This window comes from Roseovarius bejariae (genome assembly GCF_009669325.1).
GTDB classification, from domain to species: Bacteria; Pseudomonadota; Alphaproteobacteria; order Rhodobacterales; family Rhodobacteraceae; genus Roseovarius; species Roseovarius bejariae.
Genome location: NZ_SZWE01000001.1, coordinates 76,203 through 99,455, shown reverse-complemented (window position 1 = coordinate 99,455; position 23,253 = coordinate 76,203). Strand labels below are relative to the sequence as shown.

The 23,253-nt window shown below is 60.4% G+C and carries 27 protein-coding genes and 4 tRNA genes; 12 read left to right on the top strand and 19 right to left on the bottom strand.

Translation table 11 applies throughout. The features are described 5' to 3' along the window. Position 1 precedes the first annotated feature (1 nt). On the bottom strand, positions 2-1,396 hold the full coding sequence (gene cysG, locus FDP25_RS00520) for a siroheme synthase CysG (protein WP_154148236.1): 1,395 nt from the start codon (positions 1,394-1,396) through the stop codon (positions 2-4). A 145-nt stretch (positions 1,397-1,541) separates the two neighbouring features. Here cysG and FDP25_RS00515 point away from each other — a divergent pair, with 145 nt between their 5' ends. Then, positions 1,542-2,003 carry an Lrp/AsnC family transcriptional regulator gene (locus FDP25_RS00515; RefSeq protein ID WP_154148235.1) on the top strand — a complete coding sequence of 154 codons (462 nt, stop codon included), beginning with the start codon at positions 1,542-1,544 and terminating at the stop codon, positions 2,001-2,003. 6 nt (positions 2,004-2,009) lie between these two features. On the opposite strand, the gene tpiA is transcribed toward FDP25_RS00515, so the two are convergent. The 4 genes from tpiA to rimK all read right to left on the bottom strand — a co-directional run bounded on the left by tpiA (position 2,010) and on the right by rimK (position 5,141). Then, entirely contained in the window at positions 2,010-2,759 is a 750-nt protein-coding gene (gene tpiA / locus FDP25_RS00510; RefSeq protein WP_154148234.1) for a triose-phosphate isomerase, read from the bottom strand. Positions 2,760-2,810: 51 nt separating this feature from the next. Next, positions 2,811-3,161 (bottom strand): HesB/IscA family protein, encoded by a 351-nt coding sequence (locus tag FDP25_RS00505; RefSeq protein ID WP_154148233.1) that lies wholly within the window; start codon positions 3,159-3,161, stop codon positions 2,811-2,813. Between the two features lie 29 nt (positions 3,162-3,190). Then, the gene (locus FDP25_RS00500; protein WP_154148232.1) at positions 3,191-3,553 is read right to left on the bottom strand and encodes an SUF system Fe-S cluster assembly protein; all 363 of its coding nucleotides are present in this window, start codon (positions 3,551-3,553) and stop codon (positions 3,191-3,193) included. A gap of 160 nt (positions 3,554-3,713) precedes the next feature. Then, positions 3,714-5,141 carry a 30S ribosomal protein S6--L-glutamate ligase gene (rimK, locus tag FDP25_RS00495; protein ID WP_154148231.1) on the bottom strand — a complete coding sequence of 476 codons (1,428 nt, stop codon included), beginning with the start codon at positions 5,139-5,141 and terminating at the stop codon, positions 3,714-3,716. 66 nt (positions 5,142-5,207) lie between these two features. On the opposite strand from rimK, the gene tgt reads away from it, so the two are divergent. Continuing rightward, positions 5,208-6,338 carry a tRNA guanosine(34) transglycosylase Tgt gene (tgt, locus tag FDP25_RS00490; RefSeq protein WP_154148230.1) on the top strand — a complete coding sequence of 377 codons (1,131 nt, stop codon included), beginning with the start codon at positions 5,208-5,210 and terminating at the stop codon, positions 6,336-6,338. Positions 6,339-6,585: 247 nt separating this feature from the next. Then, positions 6,586-8,994 (top strand): endopeptidase La, encoded by a 2,409-nt coding sequence (gene lon / locus FDP25_RS00485; protein WP_154148229.1) that lies wholly within the window; start codon positions 6,586-6,588, stop codon positions 8,992-8,994. Between the two features lie 87 nt (positions 8,995-9,081). Here lon and FDP25_RS00480 read toward each other — a convergent pair whose 3' ends face one another. Continuing rightward, entirely contained in the window at positions 9,082-9,282 is a 201-nt protein-coding gene (locus tag FDP25_RS00480) for a hypothetical protein (protein WP_154148228.1), read from the bottom strand. A gap of 83 nt (positions 9,283-9,365) precedes the next feature. After that, entirely contained in the window at positions 9,366-9,593 is a 228-nt protein-coding gene (locus FDP25_RS00475; protein ID WP_154148227.1) for a hypothetical protein, read from the bottom strand. 28 nt (positions 9,594-9,621) lie between these two features. Between FDP25_RS00475 and FDP25_RS00470 the strand changes: the two genes are divergently transcribed. Beyond that, a complete protein-coding gene (locus FDP25_RS00470; protein WP_246175725.1) occupies positions 9,622-9,912 on the top strand; it encodes an HU family DNA-binding protein in 291 nt (96 codons plus the stop codon). Positions 9,913-9,931: 19 nt separating this feature from the next. Continuing rightward, positions 9,932-10,006, top strand: a tRNA-Val gene (locus FDP25_RS00465). A 76-nt stretch (positions 10,007-10,082) separates the two neighbouring features. Here FDP25_RS00465 and FDP25_RS00460 read toward each other — a convergent pair. Further along, entirely contained in the window at positions 10,083-10,334 is a 252-nt protein-coding gene (locus FDP25_RS00460; RefSeq protein ID WP_154148226.1) for a hypothetical protein, read from the bottom strand. 238 nt (positions 10,335-10,572) lie between these two features. Between FDP25_RS00460 and FDP25_RS00455 the strand changes: the two genes are divergently transcribed. After that, positions 10,573-10,648, top strand: a tRNA-Val gene (locus tag FDP25_RS00455). 22 nt (positions 10,649-10,670) lie between these two features. Here FDP25_RS00455 and FDP25_RS17285 read toward each other — a convergent pair. Then, positions 10,671-10,802 (bottom strand): hypothetical protein, encoded by a 132-nt coding sequence (locus tag FDP25_RS17285; protein WP_281350441.1) that lies wholly within the window; start codon positions 10,800-10,802, stop codon positions 10,671-10,673. A gap of 189 nt (positions 10,803-10,991) precedes the next feature. On the opposite strand from FDP25_RS17285, the gene FDP25_RS00450 reads away from it, so the two are divergent. The 3 genes from FDP25_RS00450 (at position 10,992) to FDP25_RS00440 (ending at position 11,559) form a co-directional block, all read left to right on the top strand. Beyond that, positions 10,992-11,068: transfer RNA gene (locus FDP25_RS00450), tRNA-Asp, on the top strand. Positions 11,069-11,231: 163 nt separating this feature from the next. After that, positions 11,232-11,308: transfer RNA gene (locus FDP25_RS00445), tRNA-Asp, on the top strand. Between the two features lie 29 nt (positions 11,309-11,337). Then, on the top strand, positions 11,338-11,559 hold the full coding sequence (locus FDP25_RS00440; protein ID WP_154148225.1) for an RND transporter: 222 nt from the start codon (positions 11,338-11,340) through the stop codon (positions 11,557-11,559). Positions 11,560-11,601: 42 nt separating this feature from the next. Here the strand turns inward: FDP25_RS00440 and FDP25_RS00435 are convergent, their stop codons facing one another. Together FDP25_RS00435 and FDP25_RS00430 are read right to left on the bottom strand one after the other, a co-directional pair. Next, positions 11,602-12,471, bottom strand: coding sequence for an alpha/beta fold hydrolase (locus FDP25_RS00435; RefSeq protein WP_154148224.1), 870 nt, complete (start codon positions 12,469-12,471; stop codon positions 11,602-11,604). After that, positions 12,468-13,847 (bottom strand): M20/M25/M40 family metallo-hydrolase, encoded by a 1,380-nt coding sequence (locus tag FDP25_RS00430; protein ID WP_154148223.1) that lies wholly within the window; start codon positions 13,845-13,847, stop codon positions 12,468-12,470. Before FDP25_RS00430 ends, FDP25_RS00435 begins: the two co-directional genes overlap by 4 nt. A 227-nt stretch (positions 13,848-14,074) precedes the next feature. Here FDP25_RS00430 and hemA point away from each other — a divergent pair, with 227 nt between their 5' ends. From hemA to ispG, 3 genes are all read left to right on the top strand, one after another. Further along, positions 14,075-15,304 carry a 5-aminolevulinate synthase gene (gene hemA / locus FDP25_RS00425; protein ID WP_154148222.1) on the top strand — a complete coding sequence of 410 codons (1,230 nt, stop codon included), beginning with the start codon at positions 14,075-14,077 and terminating at the stop codon, positions 15,302-15,304. A gap of 112 nt (positions 15,305-15,416) precedes the next feature. Beyond that, positions 15,417-16,649: a helix-turn-helix domain-containing protein gene (locus FDP25_RS00420; protein WP_154148221.1), complete on the top strand. Its 1,233-nt coding sequence runs from the start codon at positions 15,417-15,419 to the stop codon at positions 16,647-16,649. A gap of 66 nt (positions 16,650-16,715) precedes the next feature. Next, a complete protein-coding gene (ispG, locus tag FDP25_RS00415) occupies positions 16,716-17,846 on the top strand; it encodes a flavodoxin-dependent (E)-4-hydroxy-3-methylbut-2-enyl-diphosphate synthase (protein WP_154148220.1) in 1,131 nt (376 codons plus the stop codon). 2 nt (positions 17,847-17,848) lie between these two features. Here ispG and FDP25_RS00410 read toward each other — a convergent pair whose 3' ends face one another. The 8 genes from FDP25_RS00410 to FDP25_RS00375 all read right to left on the bottom strand — a co-directional run bounded on the left by FDP25_RS00410 (position 17,849) and on the right by FDP25_RS00375 (position 23,211). Beyond that, positions 17,849-18,655, bottom strand: a complete 807-nt coding sequence (locus tag FDP25_RS00410) for an ABC transporter permease (protein WP_154148219.1) — start codon at positions 18,653-18,655, stop codon at positions 17,849-17,851. Beyond that, entirely contained in the window at positions 18,652-19,536 is an 885-nt protein-coding gene (locus FDP25_RS00405) for an ABC transporter permease (RefSeq protein ID WP_154148218.1), read from the bottom strand. The genes FDP25_RS00410 and FDP25_RS00405 overlap by 4 nt, the downstream gene beginning before the upstream one ends. Before the next feature lie 58 nt (positions 19,537-19,594). After that, complete coding sequence (locus FDP25_RS00400) at positions 19,595-20,311, bottom strand: transporter substrate-binding domain-containing protein (protein ID WP_154148217.1); 717 nt, start codon at positions 20,309-20,311, stop codon at positions 19,595-19,597. Between the two features lie 26 nt (positions 20,312-20,337). Continuing rightward, complete coding sequence (locus tag FDP25_RS00395; protein ID WP_154148216.1) at positions 20,338-21,114, bottom strand: ABC transporter ATP-binding protein; 777 nt, start codon at positions 21,112-21,114, stop codon at positions 20,338-20,340. A 136-nt stretch (positions 21,115-21,250) separates the two neighbouring features. Next, positions 21,251-21,691 carry a tellurite resistance TerB family protein gene (locus FDP25_RS00390; RefSeq protein WP_154148215.1) on the bottom strand — a complete coding sequence of 147 codons (441 nt, stop codon included), beginning with the start codon at positions 21,689-21,691 and terminating at the stop codon, positions 21,251-21,253. A gap of 47 nt (positions 21,692-21,738) precedes the next feature. Beyond that, on the bottom strand, positions 21,739-22,179 hold the full coding sequence (locus FDP25_RS00385; RefSeq protein ID WP_154148214.1) for a tellurite resistance TerB family protein: 441 nt from the start codon (positions 22,177-22,179) through the stop codon (positions 21,739-21,741). Positions 22,180-22,183: 4 nt separating this feature from the next. Continuing rightward, positions 22,184-22,480 carry a DUF1330 domain-containing protein gene (locus FDP25_RS00380; RefSeq protein ID WP_154148213.1) on the bottom strand — a complete coding sequence of 99 codons (297 nt, stop codon included), beginning with the start codon at positions 22,478-22,480 and terminating at the stop codon, positions 22,184-22,186. A 17-nt stretch (positions 22,481-22,497) separates the two neighbouring features. Beyond that, on the bottom strand, positions 22,498-23,211 hold the full coding sequence (locus tag FDP25_RS00375; protein ID WP_172982716.1) for a hypothetical protein: 714 nt from the start codon (positions 23,209-23,211) through the stop codon (positions 22,498-22,500). Positions 23,212-23,253: the final 42 nt, after the last annotated feature.

Below are 23,253 nucleotides of genomic sequence, written 5' to 3'. Positions count from 1 at the left end.
ATCAGGCAAGCTCCTGCTGGGATTGGGGGATTTGCGCTTGGGCGGCGCGGGGGCGGAGGCCGTAGAAGGTTAGCGCGGGGCCGGTGATATCGGCCGCGTCCAGATCCTGCGCGAGGGTGTCGAGCGTCGTGGCCAGCACCCGTTGATCGGGGCGCGAGGCGTTTTCGATCACGGTGACGGGGGTGTTACGCGCGGCGCCGTGCATGATCAGGCGGCCCTGGATGAAGCGCGCGGCACGTTTGCCCATGTAGATTGCCGCCACCTCGCCCGGGCGGGCGAGGGACTGCCAATCGTGATCGGCAAAACCCTTCATGTCGTGACCCGTCAGGATACGGGCCGAGGCGTTGTGGCCCCTTTGCGTCAGGCTTTGGCCGATGCTGGCGACACTGGCCGAGGCAGCAGTGATGCCGGGGACGATGTGCCATGCGATGCCTGCGGCCTCGACGGCCTCGATCTCTTCGTCGAGGCGGCCAAAGACCGTGGGGTCACCCCCCTTGAGGCGGACGACCTGGGCGCCTGTGGCGGTGTGTTGGATGATCAGGGCGTTGATCTCATCCTGCGTCATGGAGGGGCCGAACCCCTCCTTGCCCGCGTTAATGAGTGTGGCTTCGCGGCGGGCGAGTTCGAGGATTTCCGGCGTGACCAGCCGGTCGTGAATCACCACGTCAGCGGCATCAAGCGCCTTGCGGGCCTTGAGCGTGAGAAGTTCGGGGTCGCCGGGGCCGGCGCCGACAAAGGCCACGTGACCGTCACGATCTTGCGCGGTTTCGTATTTGTTCAGAAGGGTTTGCAGGGTGCCGTTCACCTGTTCCTCGCCGCCTTCATCCATGGCACGGGGACCTTCGTTGAAGTAGTAATCGGCCCAGAAATCACGGCGACGACGGCCCATGGGCAGAACCTCGACCGCTTTGCGGAACGCCTTGCCGAGGCGCGCGAGGGTGCCAAGCGTGGCGGGCAGGCGCGCCTCCAGATCGGCCTTGATGGAGCGTGCAAGGACAGGGGCTGCGCCCTCGGTGCCGATGGCCACGGTTACAGGATCACGATCGACGATGGCGGGTGTGATGAACTGGCTGTCGCCAAGGTTGTCGACAATATTGACCAGAGCCCCATCGGCGCGGGCGATGGCGGCTGTGCGGGCATCTTCCGCGTCGTCCTCGTCGGCAGCATAGAAGAGCGCCGCCCCAGCCGTGTCACCGGGCGCCATGGCGCGGCGGTGCAGGGTCAGGCGGCCTTCGTCGGCCCAATTCGTGATTTCGGGCGCAGGCGAGGGGGCGAAGACGATGATCTGGGCTTCGGCCTTGAATAACAGGCGCAGCTTGGCAAGCGCGGCCTCACCGCCGCCGGACAGGACGATGCGACGCCCTTCGACGGCAAGAAAGATCGGAAAATGTTTCATGGCCGTTGCCTCGTGATCTGTTTGACACTCGGCCCAATATAGAATTTATTCCCGTCAAATGGCTATATGGCCGTCGAATTAAGAACACACGTTCCATATCGAGTTTGAGTTTTGGGGCGTGTTCCGGAAAAAAGGAAAAACGGGAATGGCTGTCCGTCTTGATGAACTGGATCGGAAAATTCTTGTGCAGCTGCAACGCGATGGTGGGCAGTCGCTGGATGAAATCGCCAAGGTCGTGGGCAGTTCCAAGACACCTGTCTGGAACCGGATTCGCAAGATGCGCGAAGGGGGAATCATCAAGCAGCAGACCTTCCTGCTGGATGCCGAGGCGCTGGGGTTCGAGGCCTGTTTTTTCGTCTTGATCCGCACGTCAGAGCATGATGCCGAATGGCAGGGTGCCTTCTTGCAAGCCTTGCGGGACCGGCCCGAAGTGCAGGAGGCGCATCGCTTGGCGGGGGATATCGATTATATCCTGAAGGTGCGAGTGGCCAATGCGCGGGCCTACGACATATTCTATCAGGCGTTGATTTCAGAGGTGAAGGTGCATAACGTGACGGCCCTTCTCTCGATGGAAGAGATCAAATCCACCACCATGCTGCCGCTTTGACAGTGGTTAAACTGTCGCTTCCAACGCATTGATAATAGGTGTAAAATCGCTCTGCTTAAGGCTCGCGCCACCGACAAGGGCCCCATCGACATTGGAGACACCGAAGATGTCTGCGGCATTGCCCGGCTTGACCGAGCCGCCGTAGAGAATGCGCATGTCTTGTGCTGCGGCGCCGAAACGATCGATCAGGGATTTTCGAATGAAATCATGAACTTCGGCGATTTGCTCTAGCGTGGCGACCTTGCCGGTTCCGATGGCCCAGACGGGTTCGTAGGCAATGACAGTGTTATATGGCGTGGCCCCGTCAGGAATCGAGCCGCTGAGCTGTTTGGCAATGATATCAAGGGTTTGACCCGCTTCGCGTTCATCGAGAGTTTCGCCAATGCAAATCACGGCGATCAGGCCCGCATCATGGGCAGCCTGCGCTTTGGACTGCACCAAAGTATTGTTTTCATTATGATTCTCGCGGCGCTCGGAATGGCCGACGATGACCGCTGTGCCCCCCGCGTCGGCCACCATGGGGGCCGAGGTGTCGCCGGTATGCGCGCCGGAGGCCGCAGGATGGCAGTCCTGCGCCCCAATATCTAGTGGTTTATCGGCGGTTAACGCGGCGGCTTGCATGAGCAGGGTGGCAGGCGGGCAGATCAGGATATCGACGCTTGGGTCGCTGTGTGCGGCGATGATGGCGTTGAGGTCTTCCAAGGCGGCGCGGGTACCGTTCATCTTCCAGTTGCCCGCGGCAAGTTTGCGTGTCATGCGTGATCTGTCCCGTTTTATTGTTTTTATTCAGTGCCTTGAGGCGGGCTTTTACATGCCTTCGAACTTGATGGACTCACCGCAGCCACAGGCCTCGGAGACATTGGGATTGTTGAAGACAAACCCCGACTCCAACAAGGATGTCTGAAAGTCGATCTCGGTTCCGAACAGGAACATTTGCGCCATGGGGGCGATCATCACCCTTGCGCCATCCTGTTCGACCACTTCATCATGTGGGTCGACCTCGGTGACATACTCCATGGTGTATTCCATGCCCGCACAGCCGCCTTTCTTGACGCCAATGCGCAGACCCTGATGGCCGTCCTTGTCCATCAGTTTCGCGATCTGGCTGGCGGCGGCAGGGGTCATGCTGACCGCTTGCTTGCCGGGAATTCCGAACATGAGGTTTGGCCTCCAACCTATTGAATGGTTTACATAAAGCCCAGCTCAAGGCGGGCTTCGTCGCTCATCATGTCCATGCCCCAGGGTGGATCCCAGACGAGTTCGACATCGACCTGCTTGACGCCTGCGACGGGTTCGATCGCCTCGGCCACCCATCCGGGCATTTCGCCGGCCACGGGACAGCCCGGTGCCGTCAATGTCATGATCACGCGCACGGCATTATCCTCGGAAATCTCGATCGTGTAGATCAGGCCCAGATCGTAAATATTCACTGGAATTTCAGGGTCATAGACCGTACGGCAAGCCTCGACCAGTTGATCGTAGAGCGGGTGCTCGGTGCTGGAGGGCGCGATCAGGGGGGTGCCTTCGAGGGGTTCGGGGCTGTGCGTCATGGTAGGTTCCTGCGGTTATCCTGACAGAACATATAAGATTTATGATCCGCTTCGTCCAGTGGTGCATGGCATCGTACGAGTCGTACGAAAAAAACCGAGTTTCGTACGAAAATCACGGCTTATCCGCTTGCTGCCGTACGACTCGTACGAAACCGGCGGATCACTGTTTGGATTTCGCCTTGGCCGGGGCGGTCTTGCGGCGGCGGACCGGGGCCGGGCGGACGCGGCTTTCGATCTGGTCATAGAGCTTGCCGACGATGTTCTTGCCGGTGGAATTCTCGATGCCTTCGAAGCCGGGGGAAGAATTCACTTCGAGCACTTTCGGCCCGGCCTCGGAGCGCAGGAGATCGACCCCGGCCATGTTGAGATTGAAGGCCTTAGCGGCGCGGATCGCGGTTTCGCGTTCTTCCTTGTTGATGCGCACGGATTTGGCCGATCCGCCCCGGTGCAGGTTGGAGCGGAAATCTCCATCGGCGCCGGTGCGTTTCATCGAGGCCACTACCTTGCCGCCGATCACGAGGCAGCGGATATCCTCACCGGCGGCTTCCTTGACGAAATCCTGCACGAGGAAGTTGGCCTTGAGGCCCCGGAAGGCGTCGATCACGGATTCGGCGGCCTTCTTGGTTTCGGCCAGCACCACGCCTTTGCCTTGGGTGGATTCGAGAAGTTTGACGATCAGGGGTGCGGTGCCCACGAGACCGATGAGGTTGCCGGTATCCTTGGGGGAGGCGGCGAAGGCGGTGTTGGGCATGCCGATCTTGGCGCGAGCCATGATCTGATGGGCATAGAGCTTGTCCCGGCTGGCCGAGATGCCGTCGCTGCCGTTCACGCAATAGGTGCCGATGGTTTCGAACTGCCGGATGATGGCCGTGCCGTAGGGGGTGATCGAGGCCCCGATCCGTGGAATGATGGCGTCGAAGCGCGGCAGGCGCTTGCCATCGTAATGCACCTCGGGGGCCATAGCGTTGATCGCCATGTAACAGCGGGTGGTGTTGATGACTTCGACGGAATGGCCACGTTTTTCGCCTTCTTCCACGAGGCGGCGGGTGGAATAGTTATCCTCACGCGACAGGACGGCGATGCGCAGGGCGCGGTTGGGCTGTACCTCGCGCATTCGGGTGGTGTGGTAGACATCGTAACTGAGTTCGGGTTGCAGGAAGCGATCGGTGGCCTGAATCGAGATATGATCTTTGAGGGCCTGACGGCCAAGCAGCATCCGCGATGTCATGGAGGAGCGATTGGTCAGCGTGATCTCGATGGGCCATGCGTCGCCGTTCACCGATAGCGTGCTTTCGATCACGTAGCGCAGTTCTTTTTCGCCGTTGGACGAGGCCACCTCGCGCCGGTCGATGATCGGGGCCGAGCAGGGGATCACCAGATCGTCACGCCCGGGAATGGGGTGGACGGTGAACCGCACCTTGGGTTTGGAGCTTGGCCCGAAGGTTTCGATGTCAAAGGCATGCAGCGCCGAGGTACGCGCGCCGGTATCGACCTTGGCGCGCAGGGCGGGTACGCCCAGATCCGGTAAGCTGATCCATTCCTCCCATCCGAATTGCAGGGGTTCGGCGGGGGGTACGGTATCACTCATGGGTCAGCCTTCTTGTCATGGGGCGTGATTTGCCCGATATGGGCGAAACCAGCATATGAGGCTCTGATGACAGCATTATTCGGCTTCGAACTCAAGGCCACCGATGGGGCGGCCCGGACCGGCGTGATTTCGACCCCGCGGGGCGAGGTGCGCACACCGGCCTTCATGCCGGTGGGCACGGCGGCGACGGTCAAGGCGATGATGCCCGAGTCGGTCCGGGACACCGGGGCCGATATCCTGCTGGGCAATACCTATCATTTGATGCTGCGGCCGACGGCGGAGCGGATCGACCGTTTGGGCGGGTTGCACAGGTTCATGAACTGGGAGCGGCCCATCCTGACCGACAGCGGCGGGTTTCAGGTGATGAGCCTTGCGGGGCTTCGTAAGCTCACCGAAGAGGGGGTGACCTTCAAGAGCCATATCGACGGGTCCAAGCACGCGTTGACGCCCGAGCGGTCGATGGAGATTCAGCGGCTGTTGGGCAGTGACATCGTGATGTGTTTCGATGAGTGCCCGGCGCTTCCCGCCACGGATGAGGAAGTGGCCCGCGCGATGCGCCTGTCGATGCGGTGGGCGGCGCGGTCGAAGGAAGCCTTCGGCGACCGGCCCGGTCATGCGCTCTTTGGCATCATGCAGGGGGGCGTGAACCAAGAGCTGCGCGAGGAATCGGCGCAGGCGCTGAAAGAGATCGGATTTGACGGTTATGCCATCGGCGGTCTGGCCGTGGGCGAGGGGCAGGAGGCGATGTTCGGCGTGTTGGATTATGCGCCGGGCTACCTGCCGCAAGACAAGCCGCGGTATTTGATGGGCGTGGGCAAGCCTGACGATATTGTCGGCGCCGTGAAACGTGGCGTGGACATGATGGATTGCGTGTTGCCGTCGCGATCGGGGCGTACCGGGCAGGTGTTCACCCGGCATGGGCAGTTGAACATCAAGAACGCCCGCCATCAGGACGACCCGCGGCCTTTGGACGAGGACTGCACCTGTCCGGCCTGCCGGAACTATTCACGCGCTTATCTGCATCATGTGTTCCGGTCCCAGGAGATCATCAGTTCCATGCTGCTGACGTGGCACAATCTGCATTACTATCAGCAGATCATGGACGGGATGCGGCAGGCCATTGCCGAGGGCCGCTTTGCCGAGTGGGAGACCGCGTTCCACAAGGGGCGCGAGGCCGGAGATATTGAGCGGCTTTGATAATTCAGACACCCGGACCAATCACCGGGTCTTCAATAAAAAGTCTTGCGGTGCGGCGCTTTGCGGAAATTGACGCGAATGCGGGGCAATGAGGTCTTGTGACTGCTTACGCGCGCGGGCAAACTGTGCGGCAATTGGTTGAAACGGGGGCAGGTGCGCCCCAAGTTAACACCCAGGAAACGCGGAGGTGGGCGCGGCTGCCTGTGACAGGGGCCCGGATCACCTGCCAAGAACGAAGGAAACGAGCATGCAAGAGCCTCTCAACGCATCTTACCCCGTGCTGCCGCTGCGCGATATCGTGGTTTTTCCCCACATGATCGTGCCGCTGTTCGTGGGCCGTGAAAAATCGGTCCGGGCACTGGAAGAGGTGATGCAGGACGACAAGCACATCCTGCTGAGCAGTCAGATCGACGCCAGCGAGGATGATCCTGCGAGCGATGGAATTTACGACAGCGGTGTGTTGGCCAATGTGCTGCAACTGCTGAAACTGCCCGATGGCACCGTGAAGGTGCTGGTCGAGGGTGTGGCGCGGGTGCGGATCACCGAATACCTTGAAAACGACAATTATTTCGAGGCGCGCGCCGAATACCTGACCGAGATGCCGGGCGATCAGGCGACGATTGACGCGCTGTTGCGCACCGTCAGCGACGAATTCGAGCGCTATGCCAAGGTGAAAAAGAACATCCCCGAAGAAGCCTTGGCCGCGGTCAGTGAATCCGAGGAGCCCGCCAAGCTGGCCGATCTGGTGGCCGGGCATCTGGGCATCGAGGTGGAGCAAAAGCAGGACCTGCTGGAAACGCTGAGCGTGAGCGAGCGTCTGGAGAAGGTTTACGGCCTGATGCAGGGCGAGATGAGCGTTTTGCAGGTCGAGAAAAAGATCAAGACGCGCGTCAAGAGCCAGATGGAGCGCACGCAGCGCGAGTATTACTTGAATGAGCAGATGAAGGCCATTCAGAAGGAACTGGGCGACGGCGAAGAGGGCGAAGGCGAAATTGCCGAGCTTGAGAATCGCATTGCCGAGACCAAGCTTTCCAAGGAAGCCCGCGAAAAGGCCGAAGGCGAGCTGAAGAAGCTCAAGAACATGAGCCCGATGAGCGCCGAGGCGACCGTGGTGCGCAACTATCTGGATTGGATGCTGTCCATCCCGTGGGGCAAGAAATCCCGCGTGAAGAAGGATCTGAGCCGCGCAGAGAAGATCCTCGATACCGATCACTATGGCCTTGAGAAGGTCAAGGAACGGATCGTCGAATATCTGGCGGTGCAGCAACGCTCGAAGAAGCTGAAAGGGCCGATCATGTGCCTTGTCGGCCCGCCGGGTGTGGGGAAAACCTCGCTCGGGGAGAGTGTTGCGCGCTCGACGGGGCGTGAGTTCATCCGCATCAGCCTTGGTGGCGTGCGTGACGAGAGCGAAATCCGTGGTCACCGCCGGACTTACATCGGGTCGATGCCCGGTAAGATCATTCAGGCGTTGAAGAAGGCCAAGACGACCAATCCGCTGATCCTGCTCGATGAGATCGACAAGATGGGGCAGGATTTCCGGGGCGATCCGGCGTCGGCGATGCTTGAGGTTCTGGACCCCGAGCAGAATGCGACATTCGTAGACCACTATTTGGAAGTGGAATACGATCTGAGCGACGTGATGTTCCTGACCACGGCGAACTCCTACAACATGCCGGGGCCGCTTCTGGACCGGATGGAGATCATTCCGCTGGCGGGCTACACCGAGGACGAAAAGCGCGAGATCGCCAAGCAGCACCTGCTGCCCAAGCAGATCAAGAACCATGGTCTGAAGAAGGGCGAATTCGCGCTGACCGACGAGGCGCTGACCGATATCATCCGGCATTACACGCGTGAGGCCGGTGTGCGGAACCTTGAGCGTGAATTGGCCAAGGTGGCGCGGAAAGCGGTGACCAAGATCATCAAGAAAGAGGCCGAGTCCATCGAGGTGACGCCGGAGAACCTTGGTGATTTCCTTGGGGTCAAGAAGTTCAAGTATGGCCTTGCCGAAGAGAAGGACCAGGTGGGTGTCGTGACCGGCCTTGCCTATACTTCGGTCGGCGGTGAGCTTTTGAACATCGAGGCGGTGCGCCTGCCGGGCAAGGGCCGGATGAAGACCACCGGTACGCTTGGCGACGTGATGAAGGAAAGCATCGATGCCGCTTCAAGCTATGTGCGGTCGATCAGCCCGGAGATTGGGGTGAAGCCGCCGAAGTTCGAGAAGTGGGATATCCACGTGCACGTCCCCGAGGGGGCCACACCCAAGGACGGGCCGAGCGCCGGTTTGGCGATGGTCACCTCGATCGTGTCGGTCCTGACCGGGATTCCCGTACGCAAGGACATTGCCATGACGGGCGAGGTCACATTGCGCGGCAACGCGCTTGCCATTGGCGGCTTGAAAGAAAAGCTGTTGGCGGCGCTGCGCGGCGGGATCAAGACCGTTCTCATCCCGCGTGAGAACGAGAAGGACCTTGTCGAGATTCCCGACAACGTGAAAGAGGGGCTGGATATCATCCCCGTCGATCACGTGCGCGACGTTCTGAAACTGGCGCTGGTGCGCAAGCCGGAGCCGGTGGAATGGGACGAGGAGGCCGAAGAAGCCGCCGCCGCCGAAGCCGCGTTGAAAAGCGGCGATGGCGCGGGGGCGACAGCCCATTAAGCATCGGCGCTTGTAAAACATCATCGCAACCCCGTCAGAGCGATCTGGCGGGGTTGTGTCTGTTCAGGGTGTCATCTTTGTGCCGGGTCAGGCCCCTTTGCCGACGATGATCAACACAACCGTCAGCATGGCGATCAGCCCTTGGATATTGTCCGACGAGGCGTTTTCTATGGTGTCCTCGGCGATCACCTCGGGTGTGACCACGGGGTCTGAGAGGTTGCCTGCAAAGGCAGGGGTGGCAAGGCTGAAGCTTGCCATGGCAAGGATGGCTGCAATGGTATTTTTCACGGTTATCTTCCCCAGATAGTACTCCGGAAAGTTAACGTTGCGGAAGGCGGTCGGTCAACTCAGGCTTGGCTTTAGGCCTTATTTTACGATAGGCTGACACCAATCGAGCAACAAATTGAGGCCAAAATGAGCACGCGGAGCAGAACAAGTACCTCCAAACGGTCGAAAACCACGAAGAGCCGCAGCAAATCCACAACACCGCCCACTTCGGGCACACGCAAGGCCGCACCGAAACCGACACAAGCCAAGAGCGCATCCACGGGGGCGAAAGCCGCGGGTGCACCTTCGGCACCGAAGGCGACGGTGGTCACTGAAACCACCCCGACCACCACAGCGCCGATGATGAAGAAGAAAGAGCTGATCGAGGCAGTTGTCGAGCGTTCGGGCGTGCGCAAGAAATTTGCCAAGCCCGCGATCGAGGCGATGATGGAGGTTTTGGGAGAGGCGATCGCCGAGGGCCGTGACCTGAACCTTCCACCCATGGGCAAGATCAAACAACAGCGGACCAAAGAAGCCGCGAATGTACGGGTGACAGTGGCCAAGATCCGGCAGAGCAAGGAAGCCGGAGCGGCGAAGGATCTGGAAGGTCCAGAAAATCCAAAACAGGGTGTTGCAGAGGCTGCGGAGTGACGGTAATGAACCCGTCAACGGGTGATTAGCTCAGTGGTAGAGCGCTTCGTTCACATCGAAGATGTCAGAAGTTCGAATCTTCTATCACCCACCATGAATTGCGAAAGGCGCGTCCCGATACGGTGACGCGCCTTTTTTCATGTTATCCATCCATAGGATGGGGTGCTCGGTTATTCCGGAAGCGGGAGCGGGGCCGCGGAACTGCCGCCGCCAGCCGTGACCAAGGCTGTGAAAAACACGATGCCCAAGAGTATCCAAAGGGTTGCCTCGGGGCCGATGCTGCCTTCTGGCACGCTGCCTTGAGTCGAAACCGTGGCTTGTTGTATTTGTTCGGCGCTCATCTTGGCCGTTTCCTGGGCCTGAACGGTGCCTGTGAAGGCAATGAGGATGGCAAAGGCCATCGCGGTTACGAGATTCTTCATGATGTCCCCCAATGTGGTTGGCCCTCATGACAAATACCAATGACATCAATACCTTCGCACCCGTTTCTCACGAAGATAGAAAAAACCGTATCACAGGAATCGCCATGACCCAAATCGTCTCTCACTGGATGATTTTGGGCATGTAAATACAATTTTACGGCGATCATGGTGGCGGTCGGGAGAAAGCTGTCACAAGACCCTTGCGCAATCTGAAAAGCCGGGCTAATAGGCGCGGTGCGGGTCGTTAGCTCAGTTGGTAGAGCGCTTCGTTTACACCGAAGATGTCGGGAGTTCGAGCCTCTCACGACCCACCATTTCCCCCACCGCGCCGATGGTTCAGAAAAACGGTGACATCTGATCGAGTTGCTGAAGCCAACCGTCCCCTGAAACGGCCAGCGTAAAGACGGCGGGAAGCCCGATGAGAAAGCCCGTCACGATGATCATGGCGGTGCCGAAGCCTTTGAACATGCTGCATTTCCTTCTGATAATTACCTGTTGCTGGGCTGGAAATAGCGGGCGGGGGTCGTATGGCAACTTGACCGGGCGAGATGCGCCGGAATGCCGCGCCGGAACGAAGCGACGAAAAATGCGACATGGATATGAAAGAGGCGCTTGACGGGGGCAGGCGGGCGGCGTAAACCGCCCCTCACGCAGCGGGCGGTTGTAGCTCAGCTGGTTAGAGTGCCGGCCTGTCACGCCGGAGGTCGCGGGTTCGAGCCCCGTCAACCGCGCCACTGCTGCGTATCATCCAGACATTCGATATAGCGTTGCGGGCATGTTATCCCGTTTTTCCGATGACTGTCGCACCTCGGGAATATGTCGGTATCGCATCGGTGAATTTATCCGCCAAAAGCCCATTGACGGGGGCGGGGGCGTGATTTAATCAGCGCCTCACGCGCGGTTGTAGCTCAGTTGGTTAGAGTGCCGGCCTGTCACGCCGGAGGTCGCGGGTTCGAGCCCCGTCAACCGCGCCATTTTCCCAAAATACGATGCGAGCAGGCCCATGGGTGGATTCATTGACAGGCTTCCTTGGTGGATCGTGGGATTCATGGTGCTGACACTGGGATTGGCGCCTTACAGCCCTGAACCACATATCTGGGAAAAGCTGAAGATGCTGGTCGCGGGCGATTTGCACCGCGGATTGGATTGGTTCGATCTGATCCTGCATTCGGGGCCTTGGGCCCTGGCGCTTACAAAGGGCGCGCGGGCGGTGTCGAAATCTTGAAAAGATTTCGGTCCGATGTCTTTTGAAGACATCGGCGTGGTCTTAACTGGTGAAGAACGCCTTTAGGGCCGCTGTCGTTTCCTGTGGAGCCGTGTCGGGGAAGAAATGACCGCCGGGAATGGCCCGGGCCTGCATCTGGGTGCATTTGGCGGCCCATGTTTCGGAGACATCGTAATGCTTGGCCATGGCCCCATCGGCGCCATAGAGCACCAGAGTCGGGCAGCTGATCCGTTGGGTCAGGTCGGCGCTGTCGTGGGCCATGTCGAAACTCAGGGTCGCGCGGTAATCGTTGCACATGCCGCGGATCGTGTCCGGGTCGCGCCATGCGGTGCGGTAGGCGGTGAGTTGGTCGGTGTCGAAGTCTGACAGGTCCGCACCGCCCCAACCCAGAAGGCAGGATTGATAGTAGGTGTCCGGGTCGTAACCGATGAGGGTTTCGGGGAAGGGTGCGGGCTGGGCCAGAAAGAACCAGTGGTAATAGGCCGTCGCGACCGCCTGTTTAAGGTCGGACAGAAGGGTATGGGTTGGTACGATGTCCATCACGCAGGCCCGGGTGACGCATTGCGGGGCATCAAGCGCCAGCCGGTGGGTCACACGCCCGCCGCGATCATGGCCCGCGACGGCGAAGTGCTCATGCCCCAAGTGGGCCATGAGCAGGCGCATATCCTCGGCCATAGCGCGGAAGCTGTATGCGCTGACCTCCTGTGGTTTGCCAGAGGCGCCATAGCCGCGCAGGTCGGTGCAGATGACGGTATGGGTTTTGGCCAGTTCGGGCGCGATGGACGCCCACATGGCGCGGGTTTGCGGGAAGCCGTGCAGCAAAAGCAGCGGCGGGCCGGAGCCGCCCTTGGTATAGGCGATGTCCTGACCCGCGAGGGTGACGCTGTGATCGGTGAAACCGGGAATGATCATGCGTCTTGCGTCAGGCGGTGCAGGATGCGTGCCCAGCTTCTGGTGCCTTTGTGGAAGCTTTCCAGATCGTATTTTTCGTTGGGTGAGTGGATCGCGTCGTCATCCTTGCCGAAGCCAACCAGCATGGCGTTCATGCCGAGGATCGTGCCGAAGTGTCCGGCGATGGGGATGGAGCCGCCGCAACCGACGAAGGCGGCAGGCTCGGGCCATTCGTCTGAGAGGGCCTGACGGGCGGCCTCGAAGGCGGGGTCGGTGTTGTCCATGATCGAGGCGGGCGATGCACCGTGGCCTTTGAAGTCCACGCTGCAATCCTCGGGCAGGCGGGATTGCACGAAGGCGCGGAAGGCCTCGCGCAGTTTCAGGGGGTCTTGCCCCTCGACCAGTCGGAAGCTGATCTTGGCGTGGGCCTGTGCCGGTAGGACGGTCTTGAAGCCATCGCCGGTGTAGCCGCCCCATATGCCGTTGACCTCGGCCGTGGGGCGGGACCAGATCATTTCCAGCGGGGTGCGGTCGGATTCGCCTGCGGGTTTCGACAGGCCGACGCCGCCAAGGAAGCTTTGCCAGTCGAATCCGAGGCCATCCCATTGCTGGCGGACCTCGTCTGTCAATTCGGGGATGCCATCGTAGAACCCGGGGATGGTGACCCGGCCCTTGTCGTCGTGCAGGTCGGCCAGCACCTTGGACATGACGCGGATCGGGTTCATGGCGAGGCCACCGAAAAACCCCGAGTGCAGATCGACGCGAGGGCCGGTGATGGTGAATTCCTCGGAGAGCATGCCGCGCAGCATGGTGACGATGGCGGGGGTTTTCGACTGGAACAGGCCGGTGTCGCAAATCAGCGCCAGATCGGCGCGCAACTCATCGGCGTTTTCTTCCATGAAGGGCGTGAGGGAGGGGGAGCCTGATTCTTCCTCGCCTTCGAAAAAGAAGGTGATGGAGCAGGGCAGGGTGCCGTTGACTTCTTTCCATGCGCGGCAGGCCTCGACGAAGGTCATGAGCTGGCCCTTGTCGTCGGAGCTACCGCGGCCGCGGATCACGCGACCATTGGGGGTGTCTTCGAGTTGCGGATCGAAGGGGTCGCTTTCCCACAGGTCGAGCGGATCGACCGGCTGCACGTCATAATGGCCGTAAAACAGAAGGTGCGGGCCGGGGCCTTCGACATGACCCACGACCATCGGATGACCGGGCGTTGGGCGCTTTTCGGCCTTTATGCCAAGGCTTTGCAGGTCTTTTACCAGCCAATCGGCGGCACTTTGGCAATGCTCGGCATAGGCCGGATCGGTGGAGATCGAGGGGATGCGCAGAAGCTCCAGCAGGCGGTCCGTGGCCTCGGGCAATTGGTCGTCAATGCGGGATAAAACGGCGTCGATGGACATGGCAGCTTCCTTCGGATACGTGGTATTTTCGCGCGAAGGTAACAGCGCGCACAGGACTGTCCAGCAACTTGATCAAAGTCAAAGCTCATGGGGGCGTCAAATTGTAACCTGTTGCGTGAGAGGTGCGCGCGATATATGCATCTAAGTTGATGAATATGTTAGTCCTGAGGAGGACTACGGCGTATGAGAGGCAATCTCATGCGGATACGACCAAGGAGGGGAACCCGTTGGATTATTCGGCTCAGTTGGATGCGGCGATTGCAAAGCTGCATGAGGAAGGGCGGTATCGCACCTTCATCGACATTGAACGCCAGAAGGGCCAGTTCCCCCATGCCACATGGCGCAAGCCCGATGGCAGCGAGCAACCGATCACCGTCTGGTGTGGTAATGACTACCTTGGGATGGGGCAGCATCCCGTGGTTCTGGAGGCCATGCACGAAGCGATTGACGCCACCGGCGCGGGCTCGGGCGGGACGCGGAACATTTCCGGGACCACCGTTTATCACAAGCGGCTGGAGGCGGAGCTTGCCGATTTGCACGGCAAGGAAGCCGCGCTTTTGTTCACCAGCGCCTATATCGCCAATGACGCGACGCTGAGCACCCTGCCCAAGCTGTTCCCCGGCCTGATCATCTATTCGGACGAGTTGAACCATGCCTCGATGATCGAAGGCGTGCGCCGCAATGGCGGGGCCAAGCGGATTTTCCGCCACAACGACGTGGAGCACCTGCGCGAGTTGATGGCGGCGGACGACCCCAAGGCGCCCAAGCTGATCGCATTTGAATCGGTGTATTCGATGGATGGCGATTTCGGGCCGATCGAGGCGATTTGCGATCTGGCCGATGAATTCGGCGCGCTGACTTATATCGACGAAGTTCATGCCGTGGGCATGTATGGGGCCCGTGGCGCGGGAATTTGTGAACGTGACCGCCTGATGCACCGTCTGGACATTATCAACGGCACGCTGGCCAAGGCCTATGGCGTGATGGGTGGCTATATCGCGGCATCTGCAAAAATGTGTGATGCGGTAAGGAGTTACGCGCCGGGTTTCATCTTTTCGACCTCGCTGGCGCCGACCCTGGCGGCGGGGGCGACGGCCTCGGTTGCCTTTCTGAAGACGGCAGAGGGGCAGAAGCTACGGGATGAACATCAGACGCAGGCCAAGATTCTCAAGACACGGCTAAAGGGCATGGGCCTGCCGTTGATCGACCACGGCAGCCATATCGTGCCGGTGATCGTGGGCGACCCGGTCCACACCAAGAAATTGTCGGATATGCTGTTGGATGGCTACGGCATTTACGTACAACCGATCAATTTCCCGACCGTTCCGCGCGGGACCGAGCGCTTGCGGTTCACCCCATCGCCGGTACACGGGCCGGGTGAAATGGATGCTTTGATCCGGGCAATGGATGAACTTTGGAGCCATTGTGCGCTGAATCGCGCCGAATTAACCGGGTGATCCCGGCAAAGGTGCAAAAACCCTTGCGGTGTGTTAAAATTCACTAAACAAACGTGAAAACGCTCGAATCGGGACAGTAGAGCGTGAGCAGCATCGCTAAGGGGCAGGTTGCATGATAGGGCGCCGTTTTTCGCGCAAGCCGGAAGATGAAGATATTGAACCGCGCGGGTTCGATGATTTTGAGCTTCGCCTTGGCGACATGATGCGCGGTGAGCGTGCAACCCTTGGAAAATCCCTTCTGGACGTCGAACGCGAGCTTCGCATCAAGGCAAGCTATATCGCGGCTATTGAAAACGCCGACCCCGATGCATTTGATACGCCCGGCTTTATCCCCGGTTACGTGCGGTCCTATGCGCGATACCTGAACATGGACCCCGACCGTGCTTTTGCGGCCTTCTGTGCGGAAAGCGGATTTACGACCGCGCATGGCATGTCGGCCGAGGCATCAAGCCGCCGGAAACCCGAAACCTCGGCGCGGATGACCTCGCAGGCGAAGAAATCAACCGATCCCCTGATGTCGCCGAGCACACCTTTTGTGCCCGCCTCGGAGAGCTTCCTGGCCCGGATCGAGCCGGGGGCCATCGGGTCGGCCTTGGTGCTTCTGACGTTGATCGGCGGGATTGGCTATGGCGGATGGAGCGTGTTGAACGAGGTGCAGCGCGTGCAGGTTGCGCCGATTGAGAACACGCCCGACGTCTTGTCGGATCTCGACCCGCTGCAAACCGCGACACGAACGGATGAGAACGATGAGGCTCAGGTCGCCGGTGGCTTTGCCGCACCGGAGGCCGAGGAGCGTCTGGACCGTCTGTATCGCCCCGAGGCCCTGGATGTGCCGGTGATGGTGGCACGGGATGCGCCGATTTCCACGCTGAGCCCGGCGCAGGTGGGCCTGTTGCGCCCCGACCTGCCTGAGGCCGACCGCGAGTCGATCGATGTGGCGGTGACCGAGGCACAGGAACGCCCCAGCCCCCAGGTTCTGGAAACGCCGCCTGCGGGGGTTCGGATGGTTGCCGTACGCCCGGCATGGGTGCGTGTACGGGCCGCCGATGGTACGGTGATCTACGAGGGCATCATGAACGCGGGCGACACATGGGATGTGCCCGCCACCGAGGAGCCCCCGACCCTTCGTGTGGGGGAATCGGGCGCGATCTATTTCAACGTCAACGGACAGCATTACGGCCCCGCCGGGGCGCGTGGACAGGTCACATCCGATCTGGCGCTGGACGCAACGGACCTGACCGAGGGCTACGATGTGGCGGACATGACCCGGGACGAGGATCTGTCGCGTTATGTGGCGGAATTGCGGGCTGGCGATGTGCCGCAGGAGACGCCTGCGCCTGAGTGATTGCAGCGCGGGGTCAAGCGCCCTATTTTCCCCTCAAGACAGTACCAAATCCCTGAAGGGGGCCTGATGTCGCTCAATCCTATTCGTCCGTGGCGTAATATATACCGCCGCAAGAGCCGCCAGATTCATGTGGGCAATGTGCCGGTTGGGGGTGATGCACCAATTTCCGTGCAGACCATGACCAATACCGACACCACCGATGTCGCGGCCACCGTGGCCCAGGTACAGGCGGCGGCCGAGGTGGGCGCGGACATCGTGCGGGTGTCTGTGCCGGATGAGGCCAGTGCCCGCGCGTTGAAAGACATCGTACGCGAAAGCCCGGTGCCCATCGTGGCGGATATTCATTTCCATTACCGTCGCGGGATCGAGGCCGCCGAGGCCGGGGCGGCCTGTTTGCGGATCAACCCGGGCAATATCGGCGATGAAAAGCGTGTGCGAGAGGTGATCGCAGCAGCGCGTGATCATGGCTGTTCCATGCGGATCGGGGTGAATGCCGGGAGCCTCGAAAAGCACCTCTTGGAAAAATACGGCGAGCCGTGCCCCGATGCCATGGTCGAGTCCGGCATGGAGCATATGCGCATCCTGCAAGATAACGATTTCCACGACTTCAAGATCAGTGTGAAAGCCAGTGACGTCTTCATGGCCGCTGCCGCCTATCAGCAATTGGCCGAGGCCTGTGACGCGCCCATCCACCTTGGGATCACCGAGGCCGGCGGGTTGATGAGCGGGACGATCAAATCCTCCATCGGGCTGGGGCAGCTTTTGTGGATGGGGATTGGTGATACAATGCGCGTGAGCCTGTCGGCCGACCCGGTGGAAGAGGTGAAGGTTGGCTATGAGATTTTGAAATCGCTTGGCCTGCGACACCGGGGGGTGAATATCATCTCCTGTCCAAGCTGTGCGCGGCAAGGCTTTGACGTGATCAAGACGGTCGAAGCACTGGAGCAGCGGTTGGAGCACATCAAGACCCCCATGAGCCTGAGCATCATCGGCTGTGTGGTGAATGGCCCCGGTGAAGCGCTGATGACCGATGTGGGCTTTACCGGCGGTGGCGCGGGCAGCGGGATGGTCTATCTGGCCGGGAAGGCCAGCCACAAGATGACCAACGACCAGATGATCGACCACATCGTCGAGCAGGTCGAAAAGCGCGCCGAGGAGATCGAGGCAGGCAAGGCCGAGGCCACGGCGGCGGAATAACCCTAGCGGATCAGGTTGACGCGAAGCCTTAACCGGCGCTTGGCCGCTTGCGGCAGGTGCCGGTTAAGGCGTTTGTTGATCAGCCCGAAAAACCCGATGACCAGCAGCGTCAGCAGGATGAAATAGCCCGCGAGAATGGGGTAGGGGACGAAGGGGTTGAACGTCTTGTCGGCAAAGTAGCTGGCGTAATAGAGCGCATCGCCCCTTTGTTGCCACGCCGGAAAGCCCGAGAAGAAGACAAGCGTCGTGGCGTGAAACAGGAAGATCGCCTCGTTCGTGTAGGCGGGCCAGGCCAGCCGCAGCATGGTGGGCCAGATGATCCGGCGGAACCGCGCCCAACCCGAGAAGCCATAGGCATCGGCGGCTTCCACATCGCCCTTGGGAATGGAGCGCAGGGCACCATAGAAAATCTCGCCCGAGTAGGCGGCGGTGTTGAGGAAAAGCACGATCAGCGCGCCCAGCCATGCCGCCGAGAAGGGATCGAAGATCGGGGCGACGGTCTTTAGCGATTGAAAGGCGAAATAGGCGAAGAAGAACTGGATGAAGAGCGGTGAGCCGCGGAAGACGAAGATGAACCATTCCGAAGCTTTGCGTAGAATCCGGTTTTTCGAGAACTTGCCGAGGGCCACGGTCGTCGCGAGGAAAAAGCCGCTGAACAGGGCCAGTACGCCGAAGTAGATGTTCCACAGAAGGCCGGAGCCGATCAGGGTTACCTGTTGGCAGAGCGTGAAGTTTTCACGCGGCAGCAGGCGTTCGCCGATGCCGAGGCTGCGCAAGCCGTAATCCGCGATGGTTTCCCAGCAGCTCATGCGTTGGCCTTTCGTTGCGCTTCACCGCCGGTGGTGGCTTGGCCGTGGGTCAGCTTTTGCATCAGGCGTTCGAGCAGAACCTCGGACACCCGTGTAAAGCCCAGATAGAAGACCAGCAGCGCGAAGAAGTACCACATGCGCCAGTCGCCGTGCGGGTACTGGGTGAAGCGCGGGTTGGCCGTGGCCCCCAGTTCGCGCGCCCAGTAGACGATATCCTCGACCCCCAGCAGGAACAAAAGCGGCGTGGCCTTGATCAGCACCATCCAGAGGTTGCTGAGGCCGGGCAGGGCATAAACCCACATTTGCGGCACGAGGATGCGCCAGAAGGTTTGCCGACGGGTCATGCCGTAGGCCTCGGCGGTTTCCAGTTGGGCGTGGGGCACGGCGCGCATGGCACCGAAAAGGACATTGGCCGCGAAGGCGCCGAAAACGATGGCGAAGGTCAGCACAGCCAGCAGGAAGCCATAGGTTTCATGAATCCATTGCGGTGCGTTGCCGAGGGGCAGCTTGGCGGCCTGGCAGACGACGAAATCATTGCCTTGCCGGATGGGTTGATCCCAGTCGGGGCAAAGCACTTGGTGGCGCATCCATTCGAAACCTTGATCGAGGGCGATGACGAAAAACAGGAAAAAGGCGATGTCGGGCACGCCGCGCACGATGGCGATATAGCCCTTGCCGAAGAGTTGCAGCGGCAAAAATCGCGAGCGGGCCGCCGCCGCCCCGCCAAAGCCGAAAGCAAGCGCCGTGGGTGCGGTGATGGCCAGCAACAGCAGGACGACACCGAAGGATGTGTAAAACGCCATGTGCTTGCCCGTCGTGAGGTAGCACGACAGCCATGTCAGGCCCGAGAGCGTTTCAGGATCAGCACAGTAGGAGAACATTCAGGTCAGCCCGCAAAGGAAGACGGAGGCCGGGGCGGCCTCCGTCAAGATCTTGGGATCAGAAGGTGGAAGACACGTCCCACTTGGTGATCATCTCGTTGAGCGACCCATCGTCTTTCATCGACTGGATGGCGGCATCGAAGGTCTCGCGCAGTTCGGTATCGGATTCGCGAACACCCATGCCCACGCCACCGCCGAGCGGTACATCGGGGCCGGTGAAGACAAGATCGGGGTCTTCATCAACGAAGGGCGCGAGGAAGGATTTATCGGCCAGAACCGCGTCGGCCTCGCCGTTGCGGACGGCGGCGAGGGTTTCCTCGGGCGAGGCGAATTCGACCAGCGTCGCGCCGGAATCGGCCACGTACCCGGCCTGAATCGTGCCGGTTTGTGCGGCGATCACACCGTTTTCAACGTCCACGCCATCGGACATCGCGGCATAGGCCGAGGGGTCGGGCGGCGTGTAGTTCTGGGTGAAGTCGATGACTTCGTCGCGGTCGTCGGTGATGGACATCCCGGCGATGATCACATCGTAGTTGCCCGACACGAGGTTGGGGATGATCGAATCCCACTCGTTCGTGACCCATTCGCAGTTGAGTTCGGCACGCTTGCACAGCTCGTCGCCAAGCTCACGTTCGAATCCGTCGACCTCGCCGTTGTCATTGAGGAAGTTCCACGGAGGGTAGGCGCCCTCGGTGCCCATGCGCACCACGTCCTGTGCCATGGCGAAGCTGGCGGTAAAGGCCAGTGCCGCGGTGGAGAGGATCAGTTTTTTCATCAAGTTTCTCCCTTTGGTTGGTTGGATCAAGCGGCCATTGTCGAGCTTAGGAACTGTTGCAGCCGCTCGGATTTGGGGGTGCCGAAGAGGGCGTCTGGTGCGCCCTGTTCCTCGATCAGCCCTTGGTGCAGGAAAACGACGTGATCGGAGACATCCGCCGCCATTTTCATGTCGTGGGTGACGATCATCATGGTGCGGCCTTCGCTGGCCAGATCCTTGATGACCCGGACCACCTCCTGTTCCAGCTCGGGGTCGAGGGCGGAGGTGGGCTCATCGAACAAAAGTGCCTCGGGCTCCATGCATAGCGCGCGGGCGATGGCGGCGCGCTGTTGCTGGCCGCCGGACATTTGCGCGGGGTAGACATCGGCCTTGTCGCCGATGCCGACCTTGTCGAGATACCCACGGGCGGCTTTTTCCACCTCGACGCGGTCGCGGCCCAGCACGGTTACGGGGGCTTCCATGACGTTTTGCAGGACGGTCATATGCGCCCAGAGGTTAAACTGCTGGAAGACCATGGACAGATTGGTGCGGATGCGCAGAACCTGATGTGGGTCGGCGGGGTGGCGGTGCAGGCCCTCACCACGCCATTTCACCGGCTCGCCCTTGAAGAGGATATCGCCCTGTTGGCTGTCTTCGAGAAGGTTGGCGCAGCGCAGGATGGTGGATTTGCCCGAGCCGGAGGAGCCGATCAGCGAGATCACATCGCCCTTGTGGGCGGTGATGTCGACACCCTTGATCACTTCGAGCGCACCATAGGCCTTGTGCAGGTTGCGAATTTCAATGACAGGCGTGTCGTTGGCCAAGGCAGTATCCGTGGGTGATTTACATTCTGACACGACAATAGGGCTGAAAAAATGGCGCGATGCAACTTGCAAAACGGAATGTTCGGGGGAAAAACCGCCGAAGTGACGCTAGGTCAGCCCGTTTTGCAAGCGGCGATCATGATGTGGCGCTGACCCTTTGGCGGGCCAGTGCGCTGTCGCGATCATTGACCCCCAGGAGATTTGCGGCAAGGCGGATCAAAGCGTCTTCGTCTTGATCGCGCTCACCGTCGGCAAGGGCCACTTCCCAAAGGGCTTCGACCACGCCGATACGGTCCTCGTAAGGAACGGCATCCTTGATGGCGCGGGTGAAACGGACGGTGTCGGGTGCTTCGGATTCGAATTGTTCGGCATCGGCACGCAAGCGGGCGGCCTCGGTCTTGCTGAGGCCGAAACGCGTTTGGGCGATCTGTTCGATGCGGATCATTTCGGAGGCCGCATAGTCGTTGTCGGACCGGGCGATGCGCACCAGAAGCGCCGTGAGCGGAATGCGCGCATCCCCATCGGTGAGGGGGGCGGGATTATCCTGCAAGAGGGACTTGATGAAATCTGCGAACATGGAGGGGATATATGCCTTTTGAAGGGAAGGGCCAGTCTTCAGCCCAGTTACATTTCGGATTCGGCGCGGCTTCGGGCTGCGTCGCTATCACTTTGCGAGAGGCCAAGCGCCTCTTGTGCGGTCTGGATAACGGCGATTTCCTCGTCGCGGCGGACGCCATCGGCCAGCACCACCTCCCACATGGCTTCTAGCGCATCGATTCGAGCCTCGAAACTGACGGTTTCGCGGATGAGATGGGCAAAGTCCTGTGTGTCGGGGGCCTGTTTTTCCAGTTTCTCGCAGGTGGCGCGCATCTTGGCGGCGTCAATCGGGTTGAGGCCGTTGATCCGGGCCAGCAGGCGGTCGATACGGCCGATTTCCTCGATCCGGTAGCGGTGATCCGAGAGTGCCACGCGGACCAGGAGCGCGCCAAGCGCCAGCTTGGCATCCGGTTCGGGGAGTGGTTCGGGTTTGGGGGCCTTGAACGCGTTGAGGATGCCGGAGAACATGGTGTTATCCCTCGTCGTAGCCTTCGACGATCACCAGATCGCCGTGCGCCACCGGATCACGCAATGCCTTGGCCTTTTGATACCCTTCGGAATGGTAACAATCGAGCGCGGCCTGATAGCTGGGAAACTCGATGATGACGGTGCGGGCACGGGTTTGCCCCTCGACGCATTCGAAGGGGCCGCCACGGACGAGAAAACGCGCGCCATATTCTGCGAAGGGCGCCGCATTGGCGGCTTTGTAGCTTTCGTATTCTGCGGGGTCGTCGATATCCATGTGACCCACCCAGTAGCCTTTTGGCATGGCTTGCCCTTCCTTCATCAAAACGCGGCAGGGGCAGTTTGGTAGAGGATGTCGTCAATGGCAATCCCGCCCGGATCATTGTTGAGCACGACCACCCCGGCAATGTCGGGCAGTCCATTTGTTCTGCGTAGACCGATTTTGGTGATCGCCGGGTCAAGCGGGCTGTCGAGTCGGGCAATGAGCGTGCCTTGCCGGGTATAAAGCATGAGTGTGACATCCCCCGGACGGGGCGCACCACCAAGCGGCGCGACGTAGTCAGAGTGGACCTTGAAGGCGATGGCGCGCTGGCCCTGATCGAAGAGGATGGCAAGGGCCCCTTCGCCGCGGGCGGAAAGCGCCGGGAACCCGGCGGGGCCAAGGGGAAAAAGCGCGTTGCTTTCAAACCCTTGGTGGTAGGCAACCGAGAGGTTTTTCCCCGGTGGGCCGGGGCGCAGCGCAAGGGGGGCTCCGGGTAAGCCGCTAACACGGTCGAATCCGTTAATATTTTCAATGTCTTGACCTGCAAAGTGCTGTCCCAGCCACGTGTGGCCAAGGCGCATGGGTGCATCGAAGTTGAGGCCCGGCTCTGGCCGGGGCGGAAGGGAGTCGAAAGTGATACGCGCATCAAGTTCTTGTTTCAGGTCATCGTAGGGTGCGCGCAACACGGCTTGCGCCCGCCCTGTGCCGGGCAGGAAAAGCCCGAGCGCCAGTGCAAAAACCATGGTCAGCGTCAAAGGCCGCAGGAGTGACACATTTGCTCCAAAATCTGATCGTTTTCCCTGTGCAAATTCATT